Below are 22,254 nucleotides of genomic sequence, written 5' to 3'. Positions count from 1 at the left end.
ATTTTGATGATGATTAATCTTTTATTTAAAAGAGTATGTACTCTTTTCATATTATTAGTAAGTATATTTGCATTCGGACAGACTGTTCCGCCTCCACCGGAAAACCCTGAATCTGGAGAGATAGGTGCTTACCCTGCATCACCAATCGATGGATACACATTTTTACTGTTTTTAATGGCAGTTATTCTGATCGTATTCTTCACATTGAAAACCAAAAAAAGAATTGTGCAGTAAGCATTTTTTATAATAATTATAACTCACTATATTAGTGAGTTTTTTTATTTTTACTTTATGAAAAAATTAATTCTAATTAGCAGTATTTTATTTTCTGCCTATGCATTCCCACAGTTCAGTATTACTGCAGATATTCCGTCTTATTTGGCAGATTCGGAGATTTATTTGTACGGTTTTAACGGTTCTAAAGAAATCTTATATTCCAAAGGAAAAATTGCAAATAACAAGGCTGTATTGAAGGTAGATAAAAAATATGTCGGAATGATGAGGGTTTTCTTTCAAAAGACCAACTCTTCTGTCAATATGGTTTCTGAAAATAAGAATGTTGATTTCAGGCTGGAATTAGACGGTAAAAATAAGATTTCCAACATAATTTTCGGGGATCAGACCAATCTGCTCTTCAGTAATGAGGTAGAGCAGCAAAAGAAGCAGGAGCTGATACTGCCTGCGCTCGTCCAGATCAAGGATTATTACAAACCTTCCGAAAGCTTTTATAAGTCATTGGAAGCCGAGATCAATTCTCTTTCCAAAGGTGATTTAACACTCTATGATGCTCATCCGTTTCTGGACTATTATCACCAAAATCAGAAATATTCTGTACAGGAAAAGGCGGTTGAACTTAAGCCTCAGGATTACATCGATTTTTATTCGAAATCCGGAGAGTATCTGGAAACGTCCACACTTCTGAAACCTTCTCTGATTAATTATCTGAATGCTTCAAAATCAAATGTCGAAGGCGCCGTAGACAAGCTGCTGGAAGCTGTAAATGTGGAGACACCACGCGGACAGACTATTCTCTCGGAACTTATCGAGATTTTCAATACGTACAACATGGATAAGCTGAAGGATAAATATCTTGCGGAAGCAAATAATCTGAAATGTACAATCAACGACAGGTTATCCGCTACATTAAAATCTAATAATAATACGACAATAGGTGCAAAAATGCCTAATACAGTCTTCTTGAATCCAATCCATACGAAAGCGAAATCGCTATATGACATCAAAGCAGATAAGAAAATTGTGGTTTTCTGGTCCTCCACATGCTCACACTGCGAATCTGAATTGCCAAAATTATTAGAAAAGTATGACAAATTAAAAGCTCAGAATATTCAGGTTGTTGGCTTTTCTCTGGATGCTAATCTGGATGAGTACAGAAACAAGGCGATTCTGTATCCATGGGTAAGTGACTCAGAAGGAAGAGGTTGGTATAGTTCTTATGGCGATATTTACAACATCTCTGCGACACCAACCTATTTTATTTTAGATTCTAATAATAAAATTATCAGCAAACCCAATCATGTTGCTGATGTTTTGGATTATCTAAAACTTAATTAAAATTTTGTGGAGATGCAAAATATCCTTATATTTGCACCACAAAAATGGCGAGGTAGCTCAGTTGGTTAGAGCGCAGGATTCATAACCCTGAGGTCACGGGTTCAATTCCCGTCTTCGCTACTAAATTACGCAACTATATATTTATAGTTGCGTTTTTTTATGACCAAATTTTTTGCTTTATAACTTATAGAATCCTTACAATATTAAGTTTTTTTGAAATAACAATAATCTATCCAAGTGATTTTAAGTTCAATTTTTAACTCTGATTATTTTAAACAGAAAACTAATTTTATAAGAAAAATTTTTTTATTTAATAGATTGATTTATAGGATATTTGACTGCTGGATAAAATTTATTTATTAAATAATTTGGAGGATAATTTCAAATGTAGTACTTTTACAGTGCTTTTGAGACAATCACTCAGGGGCAATAAATTTTTTTTCATCATTTGTGTTTTTAGAATCGTACTTATAGTACGGTTCTTTTTTTTGTATCTCATAGATAATCAACAAATTAACGAAATACGAATAGCTTATCTTGCCTTCCTGCTGATTGGATTTTAAGAATAAATCATTGGAAGCACCAAAAAAATCACTGATCAATCCTTCATTACTCAAATTGAATTTCAATTCATACGCTCTGTCATTTTTCATCTTTTCAGAAAAAGATGAAATAATATTATTTGCAAACCTGATATCGCTTTTAGAAACGGCTCTTATAAGGCTTTTTAATGCATAAAGATGCGCACTGTAACGTAAATCGGGATTCTGGGAATCTCTTCCGCAAAGATAAGCGATAAAGCTTGCTTCCTGTTCTCTAGCATATCCCAGTTGATGTGAAAGTTCATGTGCAATTGTAAATGGCAGCTGTGTAGAGGGGATATTCGGGTTATATTGTGCTTCCGAAGTAAAAGGGTTGTAATAACCCAAAATTCCGGTTTTATTCATGAAAGCATCGAAGAGACTCGGCTTTATGCAGGAAACTGAAACTGATGCTTTTTGTGATATAAGAATTGGCAATTTTTTCTGCTGTTCCAAGATGTCAGTTTTTAACTGATCTTCATTTTTAACGGTAAAAATACCATTTTTATCTTCTTTCAGTTTTTCCCGTTGAGTTTTACAAAGATTCAGATATTTTATGGTTAAGGCCTTAATTTCAGAATCAGTGATTTTTTTTTCATCTAGTTTTTCTATAATTGGTGTTTGGAAATATAACATTCCCCAGAAGCATTGATAAATAAAATAAAAAATGTTGGCTGACACCAATATATATTTCAGAAAACGAGACTTCTTTGTTATCAGAAGATTGATTAGGAAATATATTATTGTCATAATTAAAATAATATAGATCAAATCGCCGACTGAAAATCTGAACTTCGAAAACAAAAAGACATGCAGGCTTTTTTTCCACTCAAAAAAGCCGGAAAAAAAATCAATTGCAAAGTCGAATTTTGACAGAATATAGAATAACAAAAATTGGGCAATCAAAATGATCACCCAAAATTTATTCTTATAAAATATTTTGTTGTTAATGTCCACTAGAAGTTGTTTCTCCCATTACTACACCTTGCTTTTTAAGAATCTTTGGTGTTACAAAACCATAAAAAGCCAGATAAATGAAACAAAGAATTGGAATTACATAAGAAAAATGAGTCCAGGTAATTCCCATGATTCCATCCGGGCTGGTTTTATCAAAGTCACAGATCCATCCTTGAATTAGTGGAATTATTCCGCCTCCCAGAATCATCATGACAAGGAAGGAAGAAGCTTTACCTGTATTCTTTCCAAGTCCTGCAATAGCCAGGTCAAAAATGGATGGCCACATGATAGAGCAAAATAATCCGCCGGAAATAAAGAAGTATTTCGCAATCTCCTTATCAGGATAAACCAAACCTAAAACCATCATTACAATACCGGCAATTCCGAAAATCATTAGCGTTTTTCCTGCAGCTTTTCCTCCGATAAAACTCATAATGATAAAAGCTAAAATCCAGAATGCGTAGATATAAAAACTGGAAACGTCTTTGCCGCTAAGTTCATTAGCTAAAATAATGATCCCAAATGCTACAAAAGGAATAATGAACTTCATCAACATATTGACAGTTTTTGACATATTGAATACATTGATACTTCCGTTCCATCTTCCGATCATAAGACTTCCCCAATACAGCGAAACGAATGGTGCGATATTATGTTCCAAAACACCGCCGAATTCCTTAGTATGTAGCAAAGCCGGAAGGTTACTGATAATGGAAACCTCGACACCTACATAAATGAAGATAGCAAGCATTCCCAGATAAAGTTGGGGATAATTGAACACGCTGAATTTGGATGAACCTTCGTCAATTTCGGCTTCCTCTTCTTTCGCAGGATCCTCAATTTTTGAGAATAACATAAAAATGGCTACTAAAATAAAGGCAATTCCTAAAACAATGAATGGCATTTTTACTTCTTTCAGATGATCTTTTACAAAACCTATTGGATAAGATATTGTGCTGGATTTTTGCTTGATTTTTACAATTTTTTTGGAATAAGCATCAATTTGTGCATCATCCGCAGACGGATTTTGATCTATAGAAGCAATCTGGCCATCTAATACTTTTACAGTTTGTTCCACAGTAGCAATCACTTCATTAATTTTTAAAGGATCATCCTGTCTATCTTCACGCAGTTCCGCTACATTTTTTAAAAGCTCTTTTTTATGCGCTTCATATTCATCTTTTACTAATTCAATTTTTGTAAGGTTAGTATCTTTTGGCTTTGAATCATTTTTATTTCCCATTCCAAATAGGACAATCCCAAGAAGAATTGGTCCAATGGTTGTTCCCAAGGAATTGATGCCACCAGCCAATGTCAGTCTGTGTGCACCAGTTTCTGGACTACCCATTTTAATAGCCAAAGGATTGGCTACAATTTGCTGAACCGAAAATCCAAGCCCAACTATGAACAAAGCAGTCAGGAAAAACCAAAAACTAGCCGCCGCCGCCGCCGGTACAAAAAGAAAAGCGCCAAAAGCTGATAATGCCAGTCCGACTGCTAATGTCTTCTTGTATCCAAACTTTTGTAGAATATCACTTTTAAGCGATACAATGAAGAAGATTACAGAACCCACAAAATAGGCTACATAAAATGCCCAGGCTACAAGTTGACTTTGCACTTGCGAAAGTACAAACCATTTTTTGAATACGGGAATTAAAATGTCATTGCTGGCAGCTACAAATCCCCAAAAGAAAAAAACCACGATTAGGGATAGAAATTGAGACCATTTGGTTTGTGCTCTAGATTGTTCCATTATATTAAGGTTATATTTTCAAACAAATGTAAGTAAAAAACAGTTGCAATCAGATAAATTATTCTATTTTCTCAATTAGAGACAATCTGATTTCCTCATATGCAGTTTCTTTTAGTGTTTTTAATGATAAGTCCGGTGTCAGAATATCATTGAAAAAAACTTTTACAACGCCGGGATAGCCTTTTGAATTATCAAAAGGAAACATCTCTTTCAGGCCTCGGAAAGTATAAACTGCAATTGGAAATTGGTGCTTTGTAGCAAGAATGAAAGCACCATCTTTGAAATTATCCAGAATAATACTGGTGTCATCAGGAACACCACCTTCCGGGAAAATAACAATGCTTTGACCTTTCTGCATCCGTTCTGCGCATCTTCTATAGACATCTGCACGGCTTCTCGCACTGTTTCTGTCTACCATCACGCATACTCTTTTATAAACTGTCCCGAAAACCGGGATTTTCACCAGTTCTTTTTTTCCGACATAACAAAGTGGATGATTGGGAAATAAAATGCAAGGCAGCATGACATCCATGATCGAAGTGTGATTGGATATGATAACATAAGGCTGACTTTTGTTAATTTTTTTGTTGGTTTTGTTAATAAGCCGGTATCGGAACCCCATTCCGTAGAACATGGCGATAGCCCACAGTCTGATGAAAAAATAACAGGTTTTATAATCTTTTTGCCTGATGGACAGAACATAAACCGGAAAAAAAAATATAATCGTGAGAACAGTGCCCATAACCACCATCCAAAACCGCCAGAGATAGACCAAAATTGTCCTCATTAATATTGATGAAAAATTAATAAGTTCAAAAATAAGTTTTTATCCGTTAAAAATAACTTTTTTCTTGATGGAATAATTTAGCATGGAAACTAATAGAATTGCAGTGATCTTACTCATCATTTCCGGAGAAAGCACGTAAAACTTCAGATCGATCACGTCCCTGAAGACAAAATGATAGAGAATCTGGAACAGAAGAAGACTAATGATTGTTGAAGCTACAGATACAGAGATAAAGTAGAAAAATTCCCTCCTTTTAGAATATTTCCCTCTTTCGAAAACGAACCAGATGCTAAGAAAATAATTTGTGATGATTCCGCAGCTTGTAGACAGGATATTGCTAAACGGATATTTAATTCCATACAGATTATATTCCCATAAGAAGAATTTTGGGAGATAAATGCTGAGTATTTTAAAAGCACCGATTTCTACAATGGCACTCAGTCCTCCCGCAACAATAAAGAAGATTACCTGTTTATGACGAAGAATTAATTGTTTCATTCTTTTGCAAATTTATAGTAATTGTTAAATGTTTTAAAATAATCGTTAAATAATTTTTTTGTGTCAAAAATATTTTTACATTTATTTTATCATAAAGGAAATTATTTATTTAACAAAATATTATTTGTAGAATAAGGTTATTGTTGAAAATAACGTAAACAATTGAAAATATTGATATAAAATAGCCTGGCCAAAAGACTGGTCAGGTGATTTTTTCGCCAGACACCACACCACATCACAAAAATTAATTATTAACAAAAATGAAAAATTCCAGTAGGCCTTACAGAAAATTTCTGCCTCAGCAAAAAAAAATTGAAGAATTGGAAAAGAGCAATTCCAGATTCAAAAGAATCTATTCAGAATATGAATTGATGTCCGATGAACTTTGGAACCTGGAAAGCAGCGAATCTGCAGAAAGCATCCCTGATGATTTTATCAATGCCATCAAGCTGCAGACCACTTATCTCGAAGATGAAATCGAAGATTGGCTCATTGAAGATAAGGAATGAATAAAATTCCCCATAACCTTTCGGAAAATATATTATTTTAGCATTTTAAAACATAGAATATGATTGCTATTGTTGACGGAGGGTCCACAAAATGCGACTGGGTCATTCTGGAAAATGATGGCACGGAAGTACTGAAAACAGAAACCGTAGGTTTCAATCCTAATATCATAAAACCGGAACTGATAGCACCAGAACTGAAAAAAAATCAGGCACTTATCAAGTTTTGTGATTATCTGGAAAATATTTTTTTTTACGGCTCCGGCTGCGGGACTCCGGAAAACCGACTGATTGTAGAAAGAGAAATTCAAAAAGTTTTTACGACAGCACATATTCAGGTCAAGGAGGATCTGCTGGCAGCAGCTTATGCGGCTTACAGAGGAGTTCCTGCGATTGTCTGTATTCTCGGAACAGGCTCCAACGCCTGCTATTTTGATGGCGAAAATGTGAAAACCGAATTACCATCGTTAGGATTTCTGATCGGTGACGAAGGCAGCGGAAGTGCCCTCGGAAAACAATTGGTCCGCCATTATTTTATGAAAAAATTGCCGCCTGATCTTCATCAGCAATTTACTGAGATTTATCAGCTTAACATTGATGAACTGCTCAAGAATATGTATCATAATCCAAGAGCAAATGCTTACATGGCAGATTTTACGAGGTTCATTGTAGACCGGAAAACGCATCCGTATTTTCAGAATTTTATTTTCAAAGAATTGAAGAATTTCCTTGAATTTCAGGTGATGCCGTATGATGAGTGTCGGGATTGTGAGGTCAATTTTATAGGTTCTGTTGCCTATTTTTTTGAAGATTCTTTACGTGCTGCTGCCGCCGATTTTCATTTCACAGTGGGTACTGTTGTTCAGCGACCGATAGAAAGTCTGGTCAATTATCATCGTGACTATATCATTCCAAAGCTTTAACTTTGCAATAATATTGGAGTTAATTCTCGTATTTCAAATAGAATAAACCTCATAGACCTTCAAAACTATGAGGTTTATTAAATAGAAACCAGTACATTGAACTTATAAGTAGTTGAAAAAATTAAGATAAACAAACTGATTGTATGTCTTTAATCTTTTCTATTTTCTCTCATCTGCTTATATAAAGTGTACGCAAAAGAAATTAAAATGTCAAAAAATTCAAGAGACCAAAACGCTTTTGATAAAGCTGCTTTAGATTACCACCGTCAGGAACCGAAAGGTAAAATCGAAGTGATACCTTCCAAACCGCATTCTTCGCAGAGAGATTTGTCTTTGGCTTATTCGCCGGGTGTAGCTGTGCCTTGTATGGCCATCCATGATGATCCTCAGGCAGTTTACGAATATACATCCAAAGGAAATTTGGTTGCTGTAATTTCAAACGGAACAGCTGTTTTGGGACTTGGGGACATCGGTCCCGAAGCATCGAAACCTGTAATGGAAGGAAAAGGTTTGCTTTTCAAAATTTTCGCAGGAATCAATGTTTTTGATATTGAAATCAATGAAAAAGATCCCGATAAATTCATCGAAACCGTAAAAGCCATCGCACCGACTTTTGGGGGAATCAACTTAGAAGATATCAAAGCCCCGGAAGCTTTCTACATAGAACAAAGACTGAAGGAAGAGCTGGATATTCCTTTAATGCATGATGACCAGCACGGAACAGCCATTATTTCTGCAGCTGCTTTGATTAATGCTTTAGAAATCGCAGGAAAAAAAATCGGGGAAGTGAAAATGGTGATCAACGGAGCTGGAGCAGCAGCGATTGCCTGTGCCAAATTATACATTTCATTAGGTCTCGACCCGAAAAATATTCTGATGTGTGACAGTAAAGGTGTCATCAATCATAAAAGAGAAAATCTGACGCCTGAGAAAATAGACTTTATTGCTGAAACCGATATTTCTACATTGGAAGAGGCTTTGGTTGATTCTGATGTTTTCGTCGGACTTTCCAAAGGAAATGTAATGTCTGCAAGGATGCTTTTGTCTATGGCAAAAAATCCGATTGTTTTCGCTTTGGCAAATCCAGACCCGGAAATCAGTTATGATCTCGCACTGGAAACAAGAGATGATGTGATGATGGCTACAGGAAGAAGTGACTATCCTAATCAGGTTAACAACGTTCTTGGTTTTCCGTATATATTCAGAGGCGCTTTGGACGTCCAGGCGAAGGGAATCAATGAAGCGATGAAACTCGCAGCAGTTTACGCCTTGGCGGAGATTGCAAAAGAGCCGGTTCCGGAAATGGTGAAACTGGCTTACAATGTCAGGGACATCAGCTTCGGCAAAGAATATTTTATCCCAAAACCTTTTGACAACCGGTTGATTACAAAAGTTTCTATCGCAGTTGCAAAAGCGGCTATGGAAAGCGGAATCGCCGGAAAAGTTATTGAAGATTTCGAAGCTTATGAAAACCAGCTTCTCGACAGAATGGGAAGAGATGAAAAGCTGGTAAGAATGATGCAGAACCGTGCAAAAGCGAATCCGAAAAGAGTAACACTGGGCAACGGCGAAGAATATAACATCCTGAAAGCCGCACAGATTCTTCAGGAAGAAGGTATTGCTTATCCAAGTTTGCTGGGGAGCAAAAAGCTTATCAGAGAAAAAATGGAACAATACGGAATAACATTAGATATTCCAATCATCGATCCGAATGATGACGAGCAAAAAGAAACCCGTAAAAAATATAGAAAAACACTTTGGGACAAGCGTAATAGAAAAGGTATCAACGAGTACAAATCTAAAAGATATGTAAGGCAGCGTGATTACTTTGGGCCATTGATGTTGGAGCATGGCGATACAGATGCTTTGATAATCGGATTTTCCAAAAGTTATGCATCGGTTCTTAAACCGGTCCTGGAAATTATTGATAAAAAACCAGGGGTCAATAAAGTGGCTGCAATGATGATGATTCTGACGGAAAAGAAACCATTGTTTTTTGCAGATACCTCCATCAACAAAAATCCTACACCCGAAGAGCTTGTGGAAATTGCAAGAATGGCAGAATTTACCGTAAAGTCATTTGCAATCGAGCCACGGTTAGCGATGCTGGGATTCGAGAATTTTTCTGCGAAAGCCGATACTTCTAAAAAAGTGGCTGCAGCTGTGAAAATGCTTCACGAAAAATATCCGAAAATGATCGTGGATGGTGAGATTCAGCCAGATTTCGCATTGGATGGTGACCATCTTGCAGATTATCCTTTCTCAAAACTGGGAAGCAACCCAGCTAATGTCTTGATTTTCCCCAACCTGGAAAGTGCCAACCTATCCTATAAGATCATCAGAGGAATGAAAGCCGCACAGACAATTGGTCCTATTTTGATGGGACTTGACCAGCCGGTTCACGTTCTGCAAATGAGATCGAGTGTGGATGAGATTGTGAACCTAGCAACCATCGCTGTTCTGGATGCACAGATAAAAGAAAAGAAATAAAATATTTAATAAGCCATTTTGAGAGATTAGAATGGCTTATTTATTAATAGTGTTATTGGATAAATGATTATCGGATGAATATCATGATTAATTTATTATTCATCATTAAAATAATTTTATAAATTTAATTATCTAAAAAAACATTATGATGAACTTTGATGATAAATATACCAAAGAGTCAGAAGAGAAATTTCTGAAATATTGAAACAGGTAAGGAAAATCAATCCTGACGATCTTAAGACCGCAGAGGAACAATTACTGTCTCTTTCTGATTTGTTGAATGAAATAAAAAGCAAACCTGACAAAACGCCTGATGATATCGAATTACTCGCAAATCTGGGTTTGCAGCTGAAAGAAATCAGCCAGCACCTGGATGATATAAAGATGATCCTGGATGTAACTCTGAGCAGGAAGGCCAGGGCTTTTTATGAAAATGTCAAAAAGCTGGCGAAAGAAGGTGATAAGAATGCGGAAAAAATCTATAACGATTTGAAAGAAGATTTTGAAAAATTCGATGTCAATTAAAATGCCGAAATGCAGAGATGTTTTTAAGCCGGATTCAGAAATGGTCAAAATACAATAAATAAATTACGAAAAGACTATAGAAAAGCCATTTTTAAGAGATTAAAATGGCTTTTATTTTTAACATAATTTATATCTTCGCAAAACCCTAATTTTATTAATTCAATGATTTATTCGTTACGAGGAGTTATCCAGGAGTTGACACCTACCAATGTGGTGATAGATGTTAACGGAATCGGATATTATGTTGGCGTCAGTCTGCAGACATCGCAGAATCTGGTGCAAGGATCCGAGGTTTTACTATATACTCAGCAGATTATACGGGAAGATGCCCATCTGCTTTTTGGATTTTTTTCAAAGGAAGAAAAGGAGATGTTTAACCTGTTAATAAGTGTTAACGGGGTTGGGCCTGTTTCTGCATTAATATTGTTATCTTCGCTCAGTTTGTCAGAAGCCTCAAATGCTATTCTGTCGGGCAACAGTGCTCTTATCCAAAAAGTGAAAGGAATCGGTGCGAAAACTGCGGAAAGGATCATTATAGATTTGCGTGACAAAGTCGGTATATTCGGAAGTTCTGAAGAAAAACTTTCTAATTATGCAGACAATAAAAATAAAAATGAAGCGTTATCAGCATTAGAAGTTTTAGGGATTTCCAAAAGGATAAGCGAGAAGATTGCGGACAGAATACTGAAGCAAAACCCGGGTGCTTCTGTAGAAGAATTAGTGAAAGAGATTTTAAAAAATATTTAACAATTGATGACTGTGTTTCATCAGTTTCTTAAAAAAAATATAAGTGAAGAAAAATATTTACCTTTATAAATTTACCCTCCTTTTTTTATTTTTTGTTGGTTTTACCAAAAGTTTTGCACAGGAAAAACCCGCTGACACTCTGGTCACCGGCAGAAAGGATTTTAGTCTGGCAGATCCCATCCGATATGATGCTTTTTATGACATCAAAACCGGGATGTATTATCTTTATCCGAAAATCGGAAACTCTGTAGTCGGTTCTCCGATTGCCATGACTTTCGAAGAGTACAAAAACTATGTGATGCAAAACAATCTTCGTGCCTATTATGAAGAAAAATCATTACTCAACGATCTTTCGAGAAGAAAAGACCAGACGGATGCGAAGAAAAAAGGCCTGATTCCTTCTATTACCATCAAAAATAAAATGTTCGAGAATATTTTTGGCAGTAATAAAATCGAATTGATTCCTCAGGGTTTTGCATCATTTGATCTGGGTGGACTTTACCAGAAAATTGATAATCCATTAATTCTCCCACAGAACAGAACCAATTTTGCAATCAATATACAGCAAAGGATTCAACTGGGGATTACAGGGAAAGTCGGAGAAAATCTACAACTGAAAGCCAATTATGATACCCAAAGCGGTTTTGCTTTTGAAAACCGTATGAATATGGTCTGGCAGGCAAAAGGTTCGTGGAAAGATCTTCAGACGAAAGGTCTGAATGAAAAAGGACAGGATCCAGAAGATAAAATCATCAAGAGAGTTGAAGTCGGTAACATCAGCATGCCACTTTCTACAAGTCTGATCCGTGGTTCACAATCATTATTTGGTCTCAAAACAGAATTTCAGTTGGGCAAGACAACCGGAACTTTGGTATTTTCCCAACAGCAAGGGGAGGCTAAAACTATTGTTGCGCAAGGTGGAGGAACGATGAGTACCTTCAAGGTCAATGCCTTTGATTATGAAGATAATCAGCACTACTTTCTAGGGCATTATTTTCATGATAATTATGATAAATCTCTGGAAAATTATCCTTTGATCAATTCCAGGATTAATATTACAAGAATAGAGGTATGGGTTCTGGATCAGGGTGGTGCGAATATAGAATCTCAAAAGCCAATTGTCGGTATCAGGGATCTTGGTGACGGACCAGGGCTTAACCCGAATAATTCCAACAATAATCTGTATCAACAGATTGCTTCGGCATTGGGTACAACAAGAGATGTTGTTGGTGCTAATAATATATTGAACGGAAGATCTTTTCCTAATGCCAACGGAACGCCTGAACCGTTTGTATCCGGTGAGCATTTTATCAATAATATAAAAGCAAGAAAACTGACACCGTCAGAATATAAATTCAATACGCAGTTAGGATATGTTTCCTTGAATCAGAGACTGAATGAAAATCAATTTTTAGCCGCATCCTTTTCTTATACACTTAATGGATCCAGCCAGGTTTATAAAGTAGGAGAGTTTTCGGAAGAGAATCCGGTATTGATTACAAAACTTCTTAAATCTAATTCGAACACAAGAACAGATTCTCCAATGTGGGAGCTGATGATGAAGAATATCTATTCTCTCAATACCAGCCAGATACAGCCGCAGGACTTTTTACTGAATGTTTATTACAGAGACCAGGGATCTGCAAAGGTTAATTATTTGCCAGGCGCAACATATAAAGACGGCATACCATCGGATACGAATTTGCTCCGGCTTTTCAACTGGGACCGTTTGAATGTTAATGGCGACTTGCAGACTAATGCGGATGGTACAAAAGGTGACGGTGTTTTTGATTACGTAAGAGGAATAACAGTTGATGCTGAAAATGGAAAAGTAATATTTACTAAGACTGAACCTTTCGGCGGATATTTGGAAAATATTCTGACTGTTGCGGATAAAACACCTTATGTTTTTAATGACATCTACGACAAGCAAAAAGTAATTCCTTCGCAGATTCCGCTTCGTTATACGATCGAGGGTCGTTACAAAGGTGCACAGGGGCAAGGGATTTCTCTTGGCGCAATCAATGTTCCGCAGGGCTCTGTAAAAGTTACAGCTAATGGTGCTCAGTTGGTAGAAGGTGTGGACTATACTGTAGATTACATGCTCGGTACGGTTAATATTATTAATGAAACGGTGAAGCAATCCGGACAGGCCATTAATATTTCACTGGAGAACCAATTAACTTTCAACACGCAGCGTAAAAGCTTCTGGGGATTGAATCTTGAAAGAAAATTCAATGAACATCTTAATGTTGGTGCTACTGTTGTCAATTATACAGAAAGACCATTAACCCAGAAAGTGAACTATGGTCAGGAGGCGGTGAGCAATACAATGGCAGGCTTCAATATGATGTATAACAATGAACTGCCATTCCTCACGAGACTTACGGATAAAATCCCTTTTATCAATACAGAAGCACCTTCTAATCTGAATTTCAAAGCGGAAGCGGCATATCTGATACCAGGTCAAAGCAAAGGAATTAACGATCAGTCATACATTGACGACTTCGAGCAGACTACTTCAAAGATATCTCTTAAAGAACCTGCAATGTGGAGTCTCGCTTCCCGTCCGGAGAAAAATATCAGCGATCCGCTATTCCCGATGACTATAGATAATGATAATACAGATAGTGGGAACGGAAGAGGTCTGTTGTCCTGGTACACGATTGACCCGAGATTTTATGGCGTTGGCGGAGCTGCCCCTAACGGGATCAATGCCCAGCGGCTTTCTAACCATGCTTCCAGACGAGTGCAGGTGCAGGAACTGTATAATAACAGAGATTTTGTTGCTGGTGAGCAGACGCTTCTCAATACTTTTGATATTACCTACTATCCGAAAGAAAGAGGACCTTATAATATCAATCCTAATACAGAAACCACATCACAAAGATGGGCTGGTTTGATGAGACCAATCTCTGTAACCAACTTCGTAACATCCAATATTGATTATGTAGAATTCTGGATGATGGACCCGCGAGCAGACGGAAATATTCTGGGAACTGACCCGAAACTATTGCTTCAATTAGGAAACGTATCCGAAGATGTCTTAAAAGACGGAAGACTGCAATACGAAAATGGACTCCCAACAGCAAGTGTACCATCTACGACTACAACATCCAACTGGGGAACACAGCCAAGACAGGTTCCTATTTTATATGCTTTTTCAACGGAAGGAGAGGAAAGGGCGCAACAGGATTTGGGTTATGATGGTCTTAATGGTGCCCAGGAACAGGAAAAATTTGGAGTAAGCTTTGTAAATCCTGTTACCAATGAGCTGGATCCGGCTTCTGATAACTTTGTATTCTATTTATCCGATCAGTTCCAGGGAGATCTTGCATCTTCTTTGACAGAACGTTACAAATATTTCCGTGGTCCGGAAGGCAACTCTGCTTCCAATACACTTGAAGTCGCAACTCAGACACCGGATGCGGAGGATATCAACAGGGATTATAATCTGGATCAGACAGAAAGTTATAATCAGTATACAATAGATCTTTCGCCAACAAGTATGGTGGTGGGTCAGAACAAAATTGTGGACATCAAAGAAGTAGATATAAAATTTGAAAACGGACAAGCGGGTAAAGTGAAATGGTATCTGTTCCGTGTTCCAGTTGCTAACTTCGATAATAATGTTGACGGATCCAGTGTTTCCGTACTAAACAATATTAGATTTGCCAGATTATTGATGAAAGGATTTGATCAGACATCAACATTAAGATTTGGATCTTTTGATTTGGTAAGATCAGACTGGAGAAAATATACGAATAAAATTTTCAGTAATACCGTTCCAAATAACGAAGAGGGAAATGCAGGATCGCCAAACCAAAATGAAAACTTCGATGTCGGAAGTGTGAATCTTGAAGAAAACGCTTTAGGAACACCACCATATGTTTTGCCTCCGGGTATCGACAGGCAGGTTCTGAGTGGTAACTCAGGTGCACAAAGACAGAATGAATCTTCATTATATATGAAAGCCGACAGGCTTTTGGGAGAATCCAGAGGTGTTTTCAAAAATACAAGTCTGGATATGCGCCGCTACAAAAAACTGGCTTTGTTTGTCCATGCTCAGAATCAGACCGATCAGTCATCTGCTAACAGCAATATCCTGGATAAGGATTCCAAATTCTTTATTCGTTTCGGAAGCGATAATACGGATAACTATTATGAATATGAATCTTCCCTGAAGTATACAGCAAGTAACGCAACCTCGCCACTGGACATCTGGCCGGATGAGAATACTGTAAATCTGGAAGTGGAAAATTTTGTAAATGCCAAGTTAAAAAGAGATGAATTGCTTAGAGAACCGGGTTCAGGAATCCGCATTGATGACCGTTATCTTTTCGATTATGCAAACGATGAGAATAAAAAGATCTATGTAAAAGGACGCCCAAGTATTGGAAATGTAACAACCATTATGATCGGTGTCAGGAATAACAGCACCCAGGCGAAAACTTTGGTACTTTGGGTGAACGAAATCCGTCTTTCCGAAATCGAAAATAAAGGTGGTTATGCTGGAAATGCCAGCTTGAACTTTAATCTTGGAGACTTTGCAATGGTTAATGCCAATGCTTCCTATGCATCTATCGGGTTCGGAGCGATTGACCAGAAACCTTCAGAAAGATCGCAGGACGAAAACTCCGCTTTCAGCATCAACACGACTGTAAATGTTGACAAGTTCTTGCCGGAGAAAGCGGGAATGAAAATCCCGTTGAATTATTCTTATACACAAACCATAACAGATCCTAAATATAATCCGCTGGATAATGACATCGAGCTGAAAAAAGCACCGAATCAGGATGAGCTGAAAAAAGTAGTCCGAACCTACACGCAGCAAAGAAGCATCGGTGTTGTGAATATGAGAAAAGACAGAATGAATCCTGACAAGAAGGCCAGATTCTATGATGTGGAAAACCTGAGTGTGACGGCAATTTATAATGATGACTTCTATCGTGATGTTTATACAAAGAAAAACTACAGACAATATCTGAACGGTTATGTGGAGTACAACTACACCTTCAAACCTTATGTTCTGAAGCCTTTTAATAAAATGGTGAGCGATACTGCCAAATCATATAAATATCTGAGATGGGTTAAGGAGTTTAATTTTAATCCGGTTCCGACAAGGTTGTCTTTTAGAACAATTTTGGACAGGAATTATAACGAATTAGAATATAGGAATGTAGATGCTTTACTTTCCGGAAACGCAGGTCAGGATTTTGAAACCATCAGAAACAGAAACTTCTTCTTCGGCTGGCAGTATAGTTTAGGATTTAATTTTACAAAATCCCTGAAACTGGAAATCAACTCAGAGACCAAAACCCTGAATGATCAGATGGATGTGAATTCTATGAATAACCGTTCCATCTTTAGCAATCCTTTCAGAGCTGGTCGACCGGTGTTGTATAATCACAGGGCACAGCTGAACTACAGACTGCCGTTTGAGTATCTTCCATATTTGGATTTCATCAATGCAGAATTGAGCTACCAGTTCCAGTATAACTGGAATGCAAGATCCACGGCAACCCGAAATGTTTTGTTTGAAGATAAAATAGAAAACCTCGGTAATATCTCTCAGAACACCAATGCAATTGTAGCCACTTCTACTGTTGATGTGCCAAAGTTCTTTAGCAAGTTCAGTTATTTCAGAAAAATAAATGAGACTATGCAGAAACGCCGTCAGGAGATCGATTCACTTGCGAACGTTTACAATACTGCATCTACCAAAAAGAACAGCAGGTTCAAGTTCAAGAGTTATAAATTCAAAAATAAACTGAAGCCGCTTCAGGCTATTGCTTATGCATTGACATCCATGAAGCAGTTCAATTTCAATTATAATGAAAATAACGGGATTGTTTTGCCTGGTGTTTTATCTGCACCTAATTTTTATGGATACGGGCAGACTTTAGGAGGTCCTACTATTGGATTCCTTTTGGGGTCACAGGCAGACATCAGAAGAACTGTCATTGAAAACGGTTGGGTTTCCAATTCAACATTAATGAGTGACCCTTATTCTGAGCTGAATAACCGAAATCTGACAGCAGATTTGCAGATCATGCCTGCGAACGATCTCAGAATTGATTTCAATGTTTTACAAAATTATAGCAGAAATTATATTCAGGGTGGTTATAATGTTACAGATGATTTAGGCTACCGCGGCTACAGAGATGCTTTCGCCACAGAATTGATCACACATTCCAATACAGCATGGTCTTTCAATACTGCATTCAAAGGCAGCGATGCTATTTATCAGGCCATAAAAGAGAATGCGCTGGCAATTTCTCAGCAGTACGAAGGCGTCAGAGATTTGGAGGGTTACACTGCAGGCTATTCCAAAAGTAATTCTTATGTTCTGATCCCGGCTTTCAAAGCAGCGATAGAAGGTAAGTCTCCGAAAAAATTAGGAAATCCTACAAAAGCTGGTGTGCCGTTGCCAAACTGGAAGCTGGTTTATTCCGGACTTAAAAATGTCCCGATTATAAACAGTCAGTTTACTAAATTTGATGTTTTACATTCTTATATATCGACATATACAATGTCGGGTATTCAGGCCAGTGTGGATTATTTTGACAGAGATCTGAGAGATCCGAGTACGGCTTATGATACCAATGGTAACAGATACAATCCGTACACATTCACTCAGGTTGGATATGTGGAATCTTTTTCACCTTTGGTTGGGTTTGACGTCACAATGAGAAATAATATGCAGTTCAGGTTCAATTATAACAGAGACAGAACTTATATATTAGGATTGGTGAACACGACTTTGACAGAGGAATTAGGAAACGAGTTCGTTGTCGGTTACGGATACATTCTGAAAGATCTTAAGATCAGAATCAATTATAAAGGAAAAGGAAGAGACATCAAGAGTGATCTTAATATGAGAGCAGACTTGTCAATGAGAGACAGTAAAACAACAATTACTAATATATTGATAGATGATTCTCAGGTTACAGGCGGTCAGAAGATTTTCAGTCTTAAGCTTTCTGCAGACTATAATATGTCACAGAATCTGAACCTGAAGTTCTTTTACGATCAGATGATGACCAAGTATAAGATTTCTACAGCCTTCCCACTTTCGACAATCAGAGCTGGTATCACAGCCACTATGACATTCGGAGGCGCAAGTAATTAATTTAAATAGAAAAGAGCAGACATACAGGTTTGCTCTTTTTTTATAATTTATTTTCATTCTATTGTCATATCCTAATTATATAATTAAATTTGCGTAAACCTAATCAAAGAAAATGAACACACCATCAGAACTAAAGTACACCAAAGACCACGAATGGATCAAAGTGGAAGGAGACACAGCTATCATCGGAATCACGGATTATGCCCAGAGCGAGTTGGGAGATATTGTTTTCGTAGATGTTGATACTGTGGACGAAGATCTTAATGAAGGAGATGTATTCGGAAGTGTAGAAGCAGTGAAGACTGTTTCCGACCTGTACCTGCCTGTTTCAGGGACAGTGTTAGAAGTAAATGCCGATCTGGAAGATCAGCCAGAATTACTAAACACAGATCCATACGGAAAAGGCTGGATCATAAAACTAAAAGTTGCAGACGCAGCAGACCTGTCCACATTATTATCCGCAGAAGAATATCAGGAAGTCGTTGGATAACATTATCACAAAATACAGTAAGATCATATTGCCCATTTATTGGGCATTTCTTACTTATATGCTTTTGCGCCCAGGCTTGGAAAATAAAGAATACGTCTTTATGTTTCCGAATTTTGACAAACTGGTACACTTCTCCATATTTCTAGCCTTGGGATTTTTCTTCAGACTTCGGTTTCCCAGGTTTTCCTTCCTTTATTTTTCCCTCATTCTGATTTCCTACGCATTGCTTACGGAAATACTTCAGGATATTATGAAACTCGGTCGCTCACTTGAAGTATGGGATGCCGTTGCAGATATACTAGGTCTGTCACTTTCATACTATATATATAATAGGTATAATAAAAATTAAAATTGTACCCAGATGGTTGTAATTAATATTACAGTCCGCAAAGACTTTATTTCTTACATATATATTAAGAAGTAAAATTTTCAAGAACAATCTCAAACTTTTGAAGGTATTAAATAAATACAAAAATTTGGACGGCTGCCAAAAAACCCAGACATTCCCAACCTTTTTTGTCACCAGGCTATCCACTCATATCTTTTTGAGTTATTCTGTCTCCGCCAGAACAACTCAAAAAGGATAACCGCTACTATCCTTGCCGCAGAATTTGCCGTGTATAAGCCCCGTTGAGGCCTTCAAAATCTCATTTAACATAATGTGGATAACTTTGAATTGCATATTATTACTTTGTATTACAGTAGGTTAGTTAACTAAGTTTTACACAATTGTAAATTAATTGTTAATCCGATTTGCAAGTAAGCCAATATTCACCATACATTTGCAGAACCAAAACGAGAGAATTGGTAGCGCAGGAGAAGGATAAGACAATAAATTGAGGAGGGATTTAAGATTTAATTTTTTTTCAAAAAAAAGTTTTGCCGGGATAAAAAGTTTTTATATCTTTGCACTCGCAAATCGGAAACGGTTAGCGGCGCAGGAGAGAAAGGAAAAGAGACGATAGGGATTAGAGATAATCGCTGAAAAAAAACTTCAAAAAAGTTTTGGTAGTTTCAAAAAAGTTTTCTACTTTTGCAGTCCCGATTCGAGAGAAGGAGGAAGCGCAGAGAACAAGTTAAAACATATCAGAAAAGATTTCAAGGTTACGAAAAAAAACTTTAAAAAAGTTTTGGTAGTTTGAAAAAAACTTTTTACTTTTGCACTCGCAAATCAGGGACAAGATGACAGATTAAGATTCCTGAGGAAGCGAAAAGAACAAAGTTCATTGACATAACATATAACAACCAAGTAAGGAAAAAAACCAAAGCGTCAATTTTTAAAATTGAATTTGAGTATAAGGACAAACAAACATACAATGGAGAGTTTGATCCTGGCTCAGGATGAACGCTAGCGGGAGGCCTAACACATGCAAGCCGAGCGGTAGAGATTCTTCGGAATCTTGAGAGCGGCGCACGGGTGCGGAACACGTGTGCAACCTGCCTTTATCTGGGAGATAGCCTTTCGAAAGGAAGATTAATACCCCATAATATAAGAAACGGCATCGTTTTTTATTGAAAGCTCCGGCGGATAGAGATGGGCACGCGCAAGATTAGATAGTTGGTGAGGTAACGGCTCACCAAGTCAATGATCTTTAGGGGGCCTGAGAGGGTGATCCCCCACACTGGTACTGAGACACGGACCAGACTCCTACGGGAGGCAGCAGTGAGGAATATTGGACAATGGGTGAGAGCCTGATCCAGCCATCCCGCGTGAAGGACGACGGCCCTATGGGTTGTAAACTTCTTTTGTATAGGGATAAACCTACTCACGTGTGAGTAGCTGAAGGTACTATACGAATAAGCACCGGCTAACTCCGTGCCAGCAGCCGCGGTAATACGGAGGGTGCAAGCGTTATCCGGATTTATTGGGTTTAAAGGGTCCGTAGGCGGATCTGTAAGTCAGTGGTGAAATCTCACAGCTTAACTGTGAAACTGCCATTGATACTGCAGGTCTTGAGTAAATTTGAAGTGGCTGGAATAAGTAGTGTAGCGGTGAAATGCATAGATATTACTTAGAACACCAATTGCGAAGGCAGGTCACTAAGATTTAACTGACGCTGAGGGACGAAAGCGTGGGGAGCGAACAGGATTAGATACCCTGGTAGTCCACGCCGTAAACGATGCTAACTCGTTTTTGGGTTTTCGGATTCAGAGACTAAGCGAAAGTGATAAGTTAGCCACCTGGGGAGTACGTTCGCAAGAATGAAACTCAAAGGAATTGACGGGGGCCCGCACAAGCGGTGGATTATGTGGTTTAATTCGATGATACGCGAGGAACCTTACCAAGACTTAAATGGGAAATGACAGATTTAGAAATAGATCCTTCTTCGGACATTTTTCAAGGTGCTGCATGGTTGTCGTCAGCTCGTGCCGTGAGGTGTTAGGTTAAGTCCTGCAACGAGCGCAACCCCTGTCACTAGTTGCTACCATTAAGTTGAGGACTCTAGTGAGACTGCCTACGCAAGTAGAGAGGAAGGTGGGGATGACGTCAAATCATCACGGCCCTTACGTCTTGGGCCACACACGTAATACAATGGCCGGTACAGAGGGCAGCTACACAGCGATGTGATGCAAATCTCGAAAGCCGGTCTCAGTTCGGATTGGAGTCTGCAACTCGACTCTATGAAGCTGGAATCGCTAGTAATCGCGCATCAGCCATGGCGCGGTGAATACGTTCCCGGGCCTTGTACACACCGCCCGTCAAGCCATGGAAGTTTGGGGTACCTGAAGTCGGTGACCGTAAAAGGAGCTGCCTAGGGTAAAACAAGTAACTAGGGCTAAGTCGTAACAAGGTAGCCGTACCGGAAGGTGCGGCTGGAACATCTCATTTTAGAGACAATACGTCAAAAAATAAAAAAAAGTGCTTATGCAAATAATAAGCTTTGGTTTTTTTACTCGGTTGATTATATAAAAAATAAAACCCACTAGAAATTAGTAAAGGGATAGAGAGATAATTAATAATTAATAATTATTAATTAGAGAGAGTCTCGTAGCTCAGCTGGTTAGAGCGCTACACTGATAATGTAGAGGTCGGCAGTTCGAGCCTGCCCGAGACTACTAATAAAGTTGATGGTTTAGAGTTGATAGTTTATGGTTAAATCCGACAACTAACAACTAAAGGCCAACAACTACTAGAGGGGAATTAGCTCAGCTGGCTAGAGCGCCTGCCTTGCACGCAGGAGGTCAAGGGTTCGACTCCCTTATTCTCCACTGTTTTAGGAGTTTGATTTAAAAGTTACGGATAGAGCCAAAAACAATATTCGTTCATCAGACAAATAAAAAGAAATTAAGAT

General features: G+C 37.9%; 14 protein-coding genes, 3 tRNA genes and 1 rRNA gene. 14 read left to right on the top strand and 4 right to left on the bottom strand.

The window, feature by feature from the left end:
* The first annotated feature begins 9 nt into the window (after positions 1-9).
* The 3 genes from BUA97_RS04890 to BUA97_RS04880 all read left to right on the top strand — a co-directional run bounded on the left by BUA97_RS04890 (position 10) and on the right by BUA97_RS04880 (position 1,692).
* On the top strand, positions 10-234 hold the full coding sequence (locus BUA97_RS04890) for a hypothetical protein (protein WP_139258227.1): 225 nt from the start codon (positions 10-12) through the stop codon (positions 232-234).
* Positions 235-291: 57 nt separating this feature from the next.
* The gene (locus BUA97_RS04885) at positions 292-1,572 is read left to right on the top strand and encodes a peroxiredoxin family protein (protein ID WP_072996697.1); all 1,281 of its coding nucleotides are present in this window, start codon (positions 292-294) and stop codon (positions 1,570-1,572) included.
* Between the two features lie 46 nt (positions 1,573-1,618).
* Positions 1,619-1,692: transfer RNA gene (locus BUA97_RS04880), tRNA-Met, on the top strand.
* Positions 1,693-1,988: 296 nt separating this feature from the next.
* Here BUA97_RS04880 and BUA97_RS04875 read toward each other — a convergent pair.
* Genes BUA97_RS04875 through BUA97_RS04855 form a run of 4 tightly spaced genes read right to left on the bottom strand, consistent with a single transcriptional unit; the run spans position 1,989 to position 6,148 of the window.
* On the bottom strand, positions 1,989-3,068 hold the full coding sequence (locus tag BUA97_RS04875) for a DUF3810 domain-containing protein (protein ID WP_245795839.1): 1,080 nt from the start codon (positions 3,066-3,068) through the stop codon (positions 1,989-1,991).
* A gap of 31 nt (positions 3,069-3,099) precedes the next feature.
* Positions 3,100-4,863, bottom strand: coding sequence for an MFS transporter (locus BUA97_RS17290; protein WP_245795800.1), 1,764 nt, complete (start codon positions 4,861-4,863; stop codon positions 3,100-3,102).
* A 58-nt stretch (positions 4,864-4,921) separates the two neighbouring features.
* A complete protein-coding gene (locus BUA97_RS04860; protein ID WP_084081255.1) occupies positions 4,922-5,650 on the bottom strand; it encodes a lysophospholipid acyltransferase family protein in 729 nt (242 codons plus the stop codon).
* 39 nt (positions 5,651-5,689) lie between these two features.
* Entirely contained in the window at positions 5,690-6,148 is a 459-nt protein-coding gene (locus BUA97_RS04855) for a GtrA family protein (protein ID WP_072996695.1), read from the bottom strand.
* 260 nt (positions 6,149-6,408) lie between these two features.
* Here BUA97_RS04855 and BUA97_RS04850 point away from each other — a divergent pair, with 260 nt between their 5' ends.
* The 11 genes from BUA97_RS04850 (at position 6,409) to BUA97_RS04800 (ending at position 22,171) form a co-directional block, all read left to right on the top strand.
* Positions 6,409-6,657, top strand: a complete 249-nt coding sequence (locus BUA97_RS04850) for a hypothetical protein (protein ID WP_072996694.1) — start codon at positions 6,409-6,411, stop codon at positions 6,655-6,657.
* Positions 6,658-6,716: 59 nt separating this feature from the next.
* The gene (locus BUA97_RS04845) at positions 6,717-7,577 is read left to right on the top strand and encodes an ATPase (protein WP_072996693.1); all 861 of its coding nucleotides are present in this window, start codon (positions 6,717-6,719) and stop codon (positions 7,575-7,577) included.
* A gap of 207 nt (positions 7,578-7,784) precedes the next feature.
* Positions 7,785-10,067 (top strand): NADP-dependent malic enzyme, encoded by a 2,283-nt coding sequence (locus BUA97_RS04840; protein WP_072996692.1) that lies wholly within the window; start codon positions 7,785-7,787, stop codon positions 10,065-10,067.
* A 201-nt stretch (positions 10,068-10,268) separates the two neighbouring features.
* Positions 10,269-10,592, top strand: coding sequence for a hypothetical protein (locus BUA97_RS04835; protein WP_072996691.1), 324 nt, complete (start codon positions 10,269-10,271; stop codon positions 10,590-10,592).
* 162 nt (positions 10,593-10,754) lie between these two features.
* Complete coding sequence (gene ruvA, locus BUA97_RS04830; RefSeq protein ID WP_072996690.1) at positions 10,755-11,339, top strand: Holliday junction branch migration protein RuvA; 585 nt, start codon at positions 10,755-10,757, stop codon at positions 11,337-11,339.
* Positions 11,340-11,382: 43 nt separating this feature from the next.
* Entirely contained in the window at positions 11,383-18,471 is a 7,089-nt protein-coding gene (gene sov / locus BUA97_RS04825; RefSeq protein ID WP_072996689.1) for a T9SS outer membrane translocon Sov/SprA, read from the top strand.
* A gap of 112 nt (positions 18,472-18,583) precedes the next feature.
* Positions 18,584-18,961, top strand: a complete 378-nt coding sequence (gene gcvH, locus BUA97_RS04820; RefSeq protein ID WP_072996688.1) for a glycine cleavage system protein GcvH — start codon at positions 18,584-18,586, stop codon at positions 18,959-18,961.
* 58 nt (positions 18,962-19,019) lie between these two features.
* Positions 19,020-19,310 carry a VanZ family protein gene (locus BUA97_RS04815; protein ID WP_317041420.1) on the top strand — a complete coding sequence of 97 codons (291 nt, stop codon included), beginning with the start codon at positions 19,020-19,022 and terminating at the stop codon, positions 19,308-19,310.
* 964 nt (positions 19,311-20,274) lie between these two features.
* Positions 20,275-21,791 (top strand): 16S ribosomal RNA (locus tag BUA97_RS04810).
* Between the two features lie 153 nt (positions 21,792-21,944).
* A tRNA-Ile gene (locus BUA97_RS04805) sits at positions 21,945-22,018 on the top strand.
* Positions 22,019-22,097: 79 nt separating this feature from the next.
* Positions 22,098-22,171: transfer RNA gene (locus tag BUA97_RS04800), tRNA-Ala, on the top strand.
* The last annotated feature ends 83 nt before the right edge of the window (positions 22,172-22,254 follow it).

The organism is Epilithonimonas mollis (assembly GCF_900142325.1).
Lineage (GTDB): Bacteria > Bacteroidota > Bacteroidia > Flavobacteriales > Weeksellaceae > Epilithonimonas > Epilithonimonas mollis.
The sequence above is the reverse complement of the archived record's forward strand: the minus strand, read 5'-3'. Positions and strand labels throughout refer to the sequence as shown.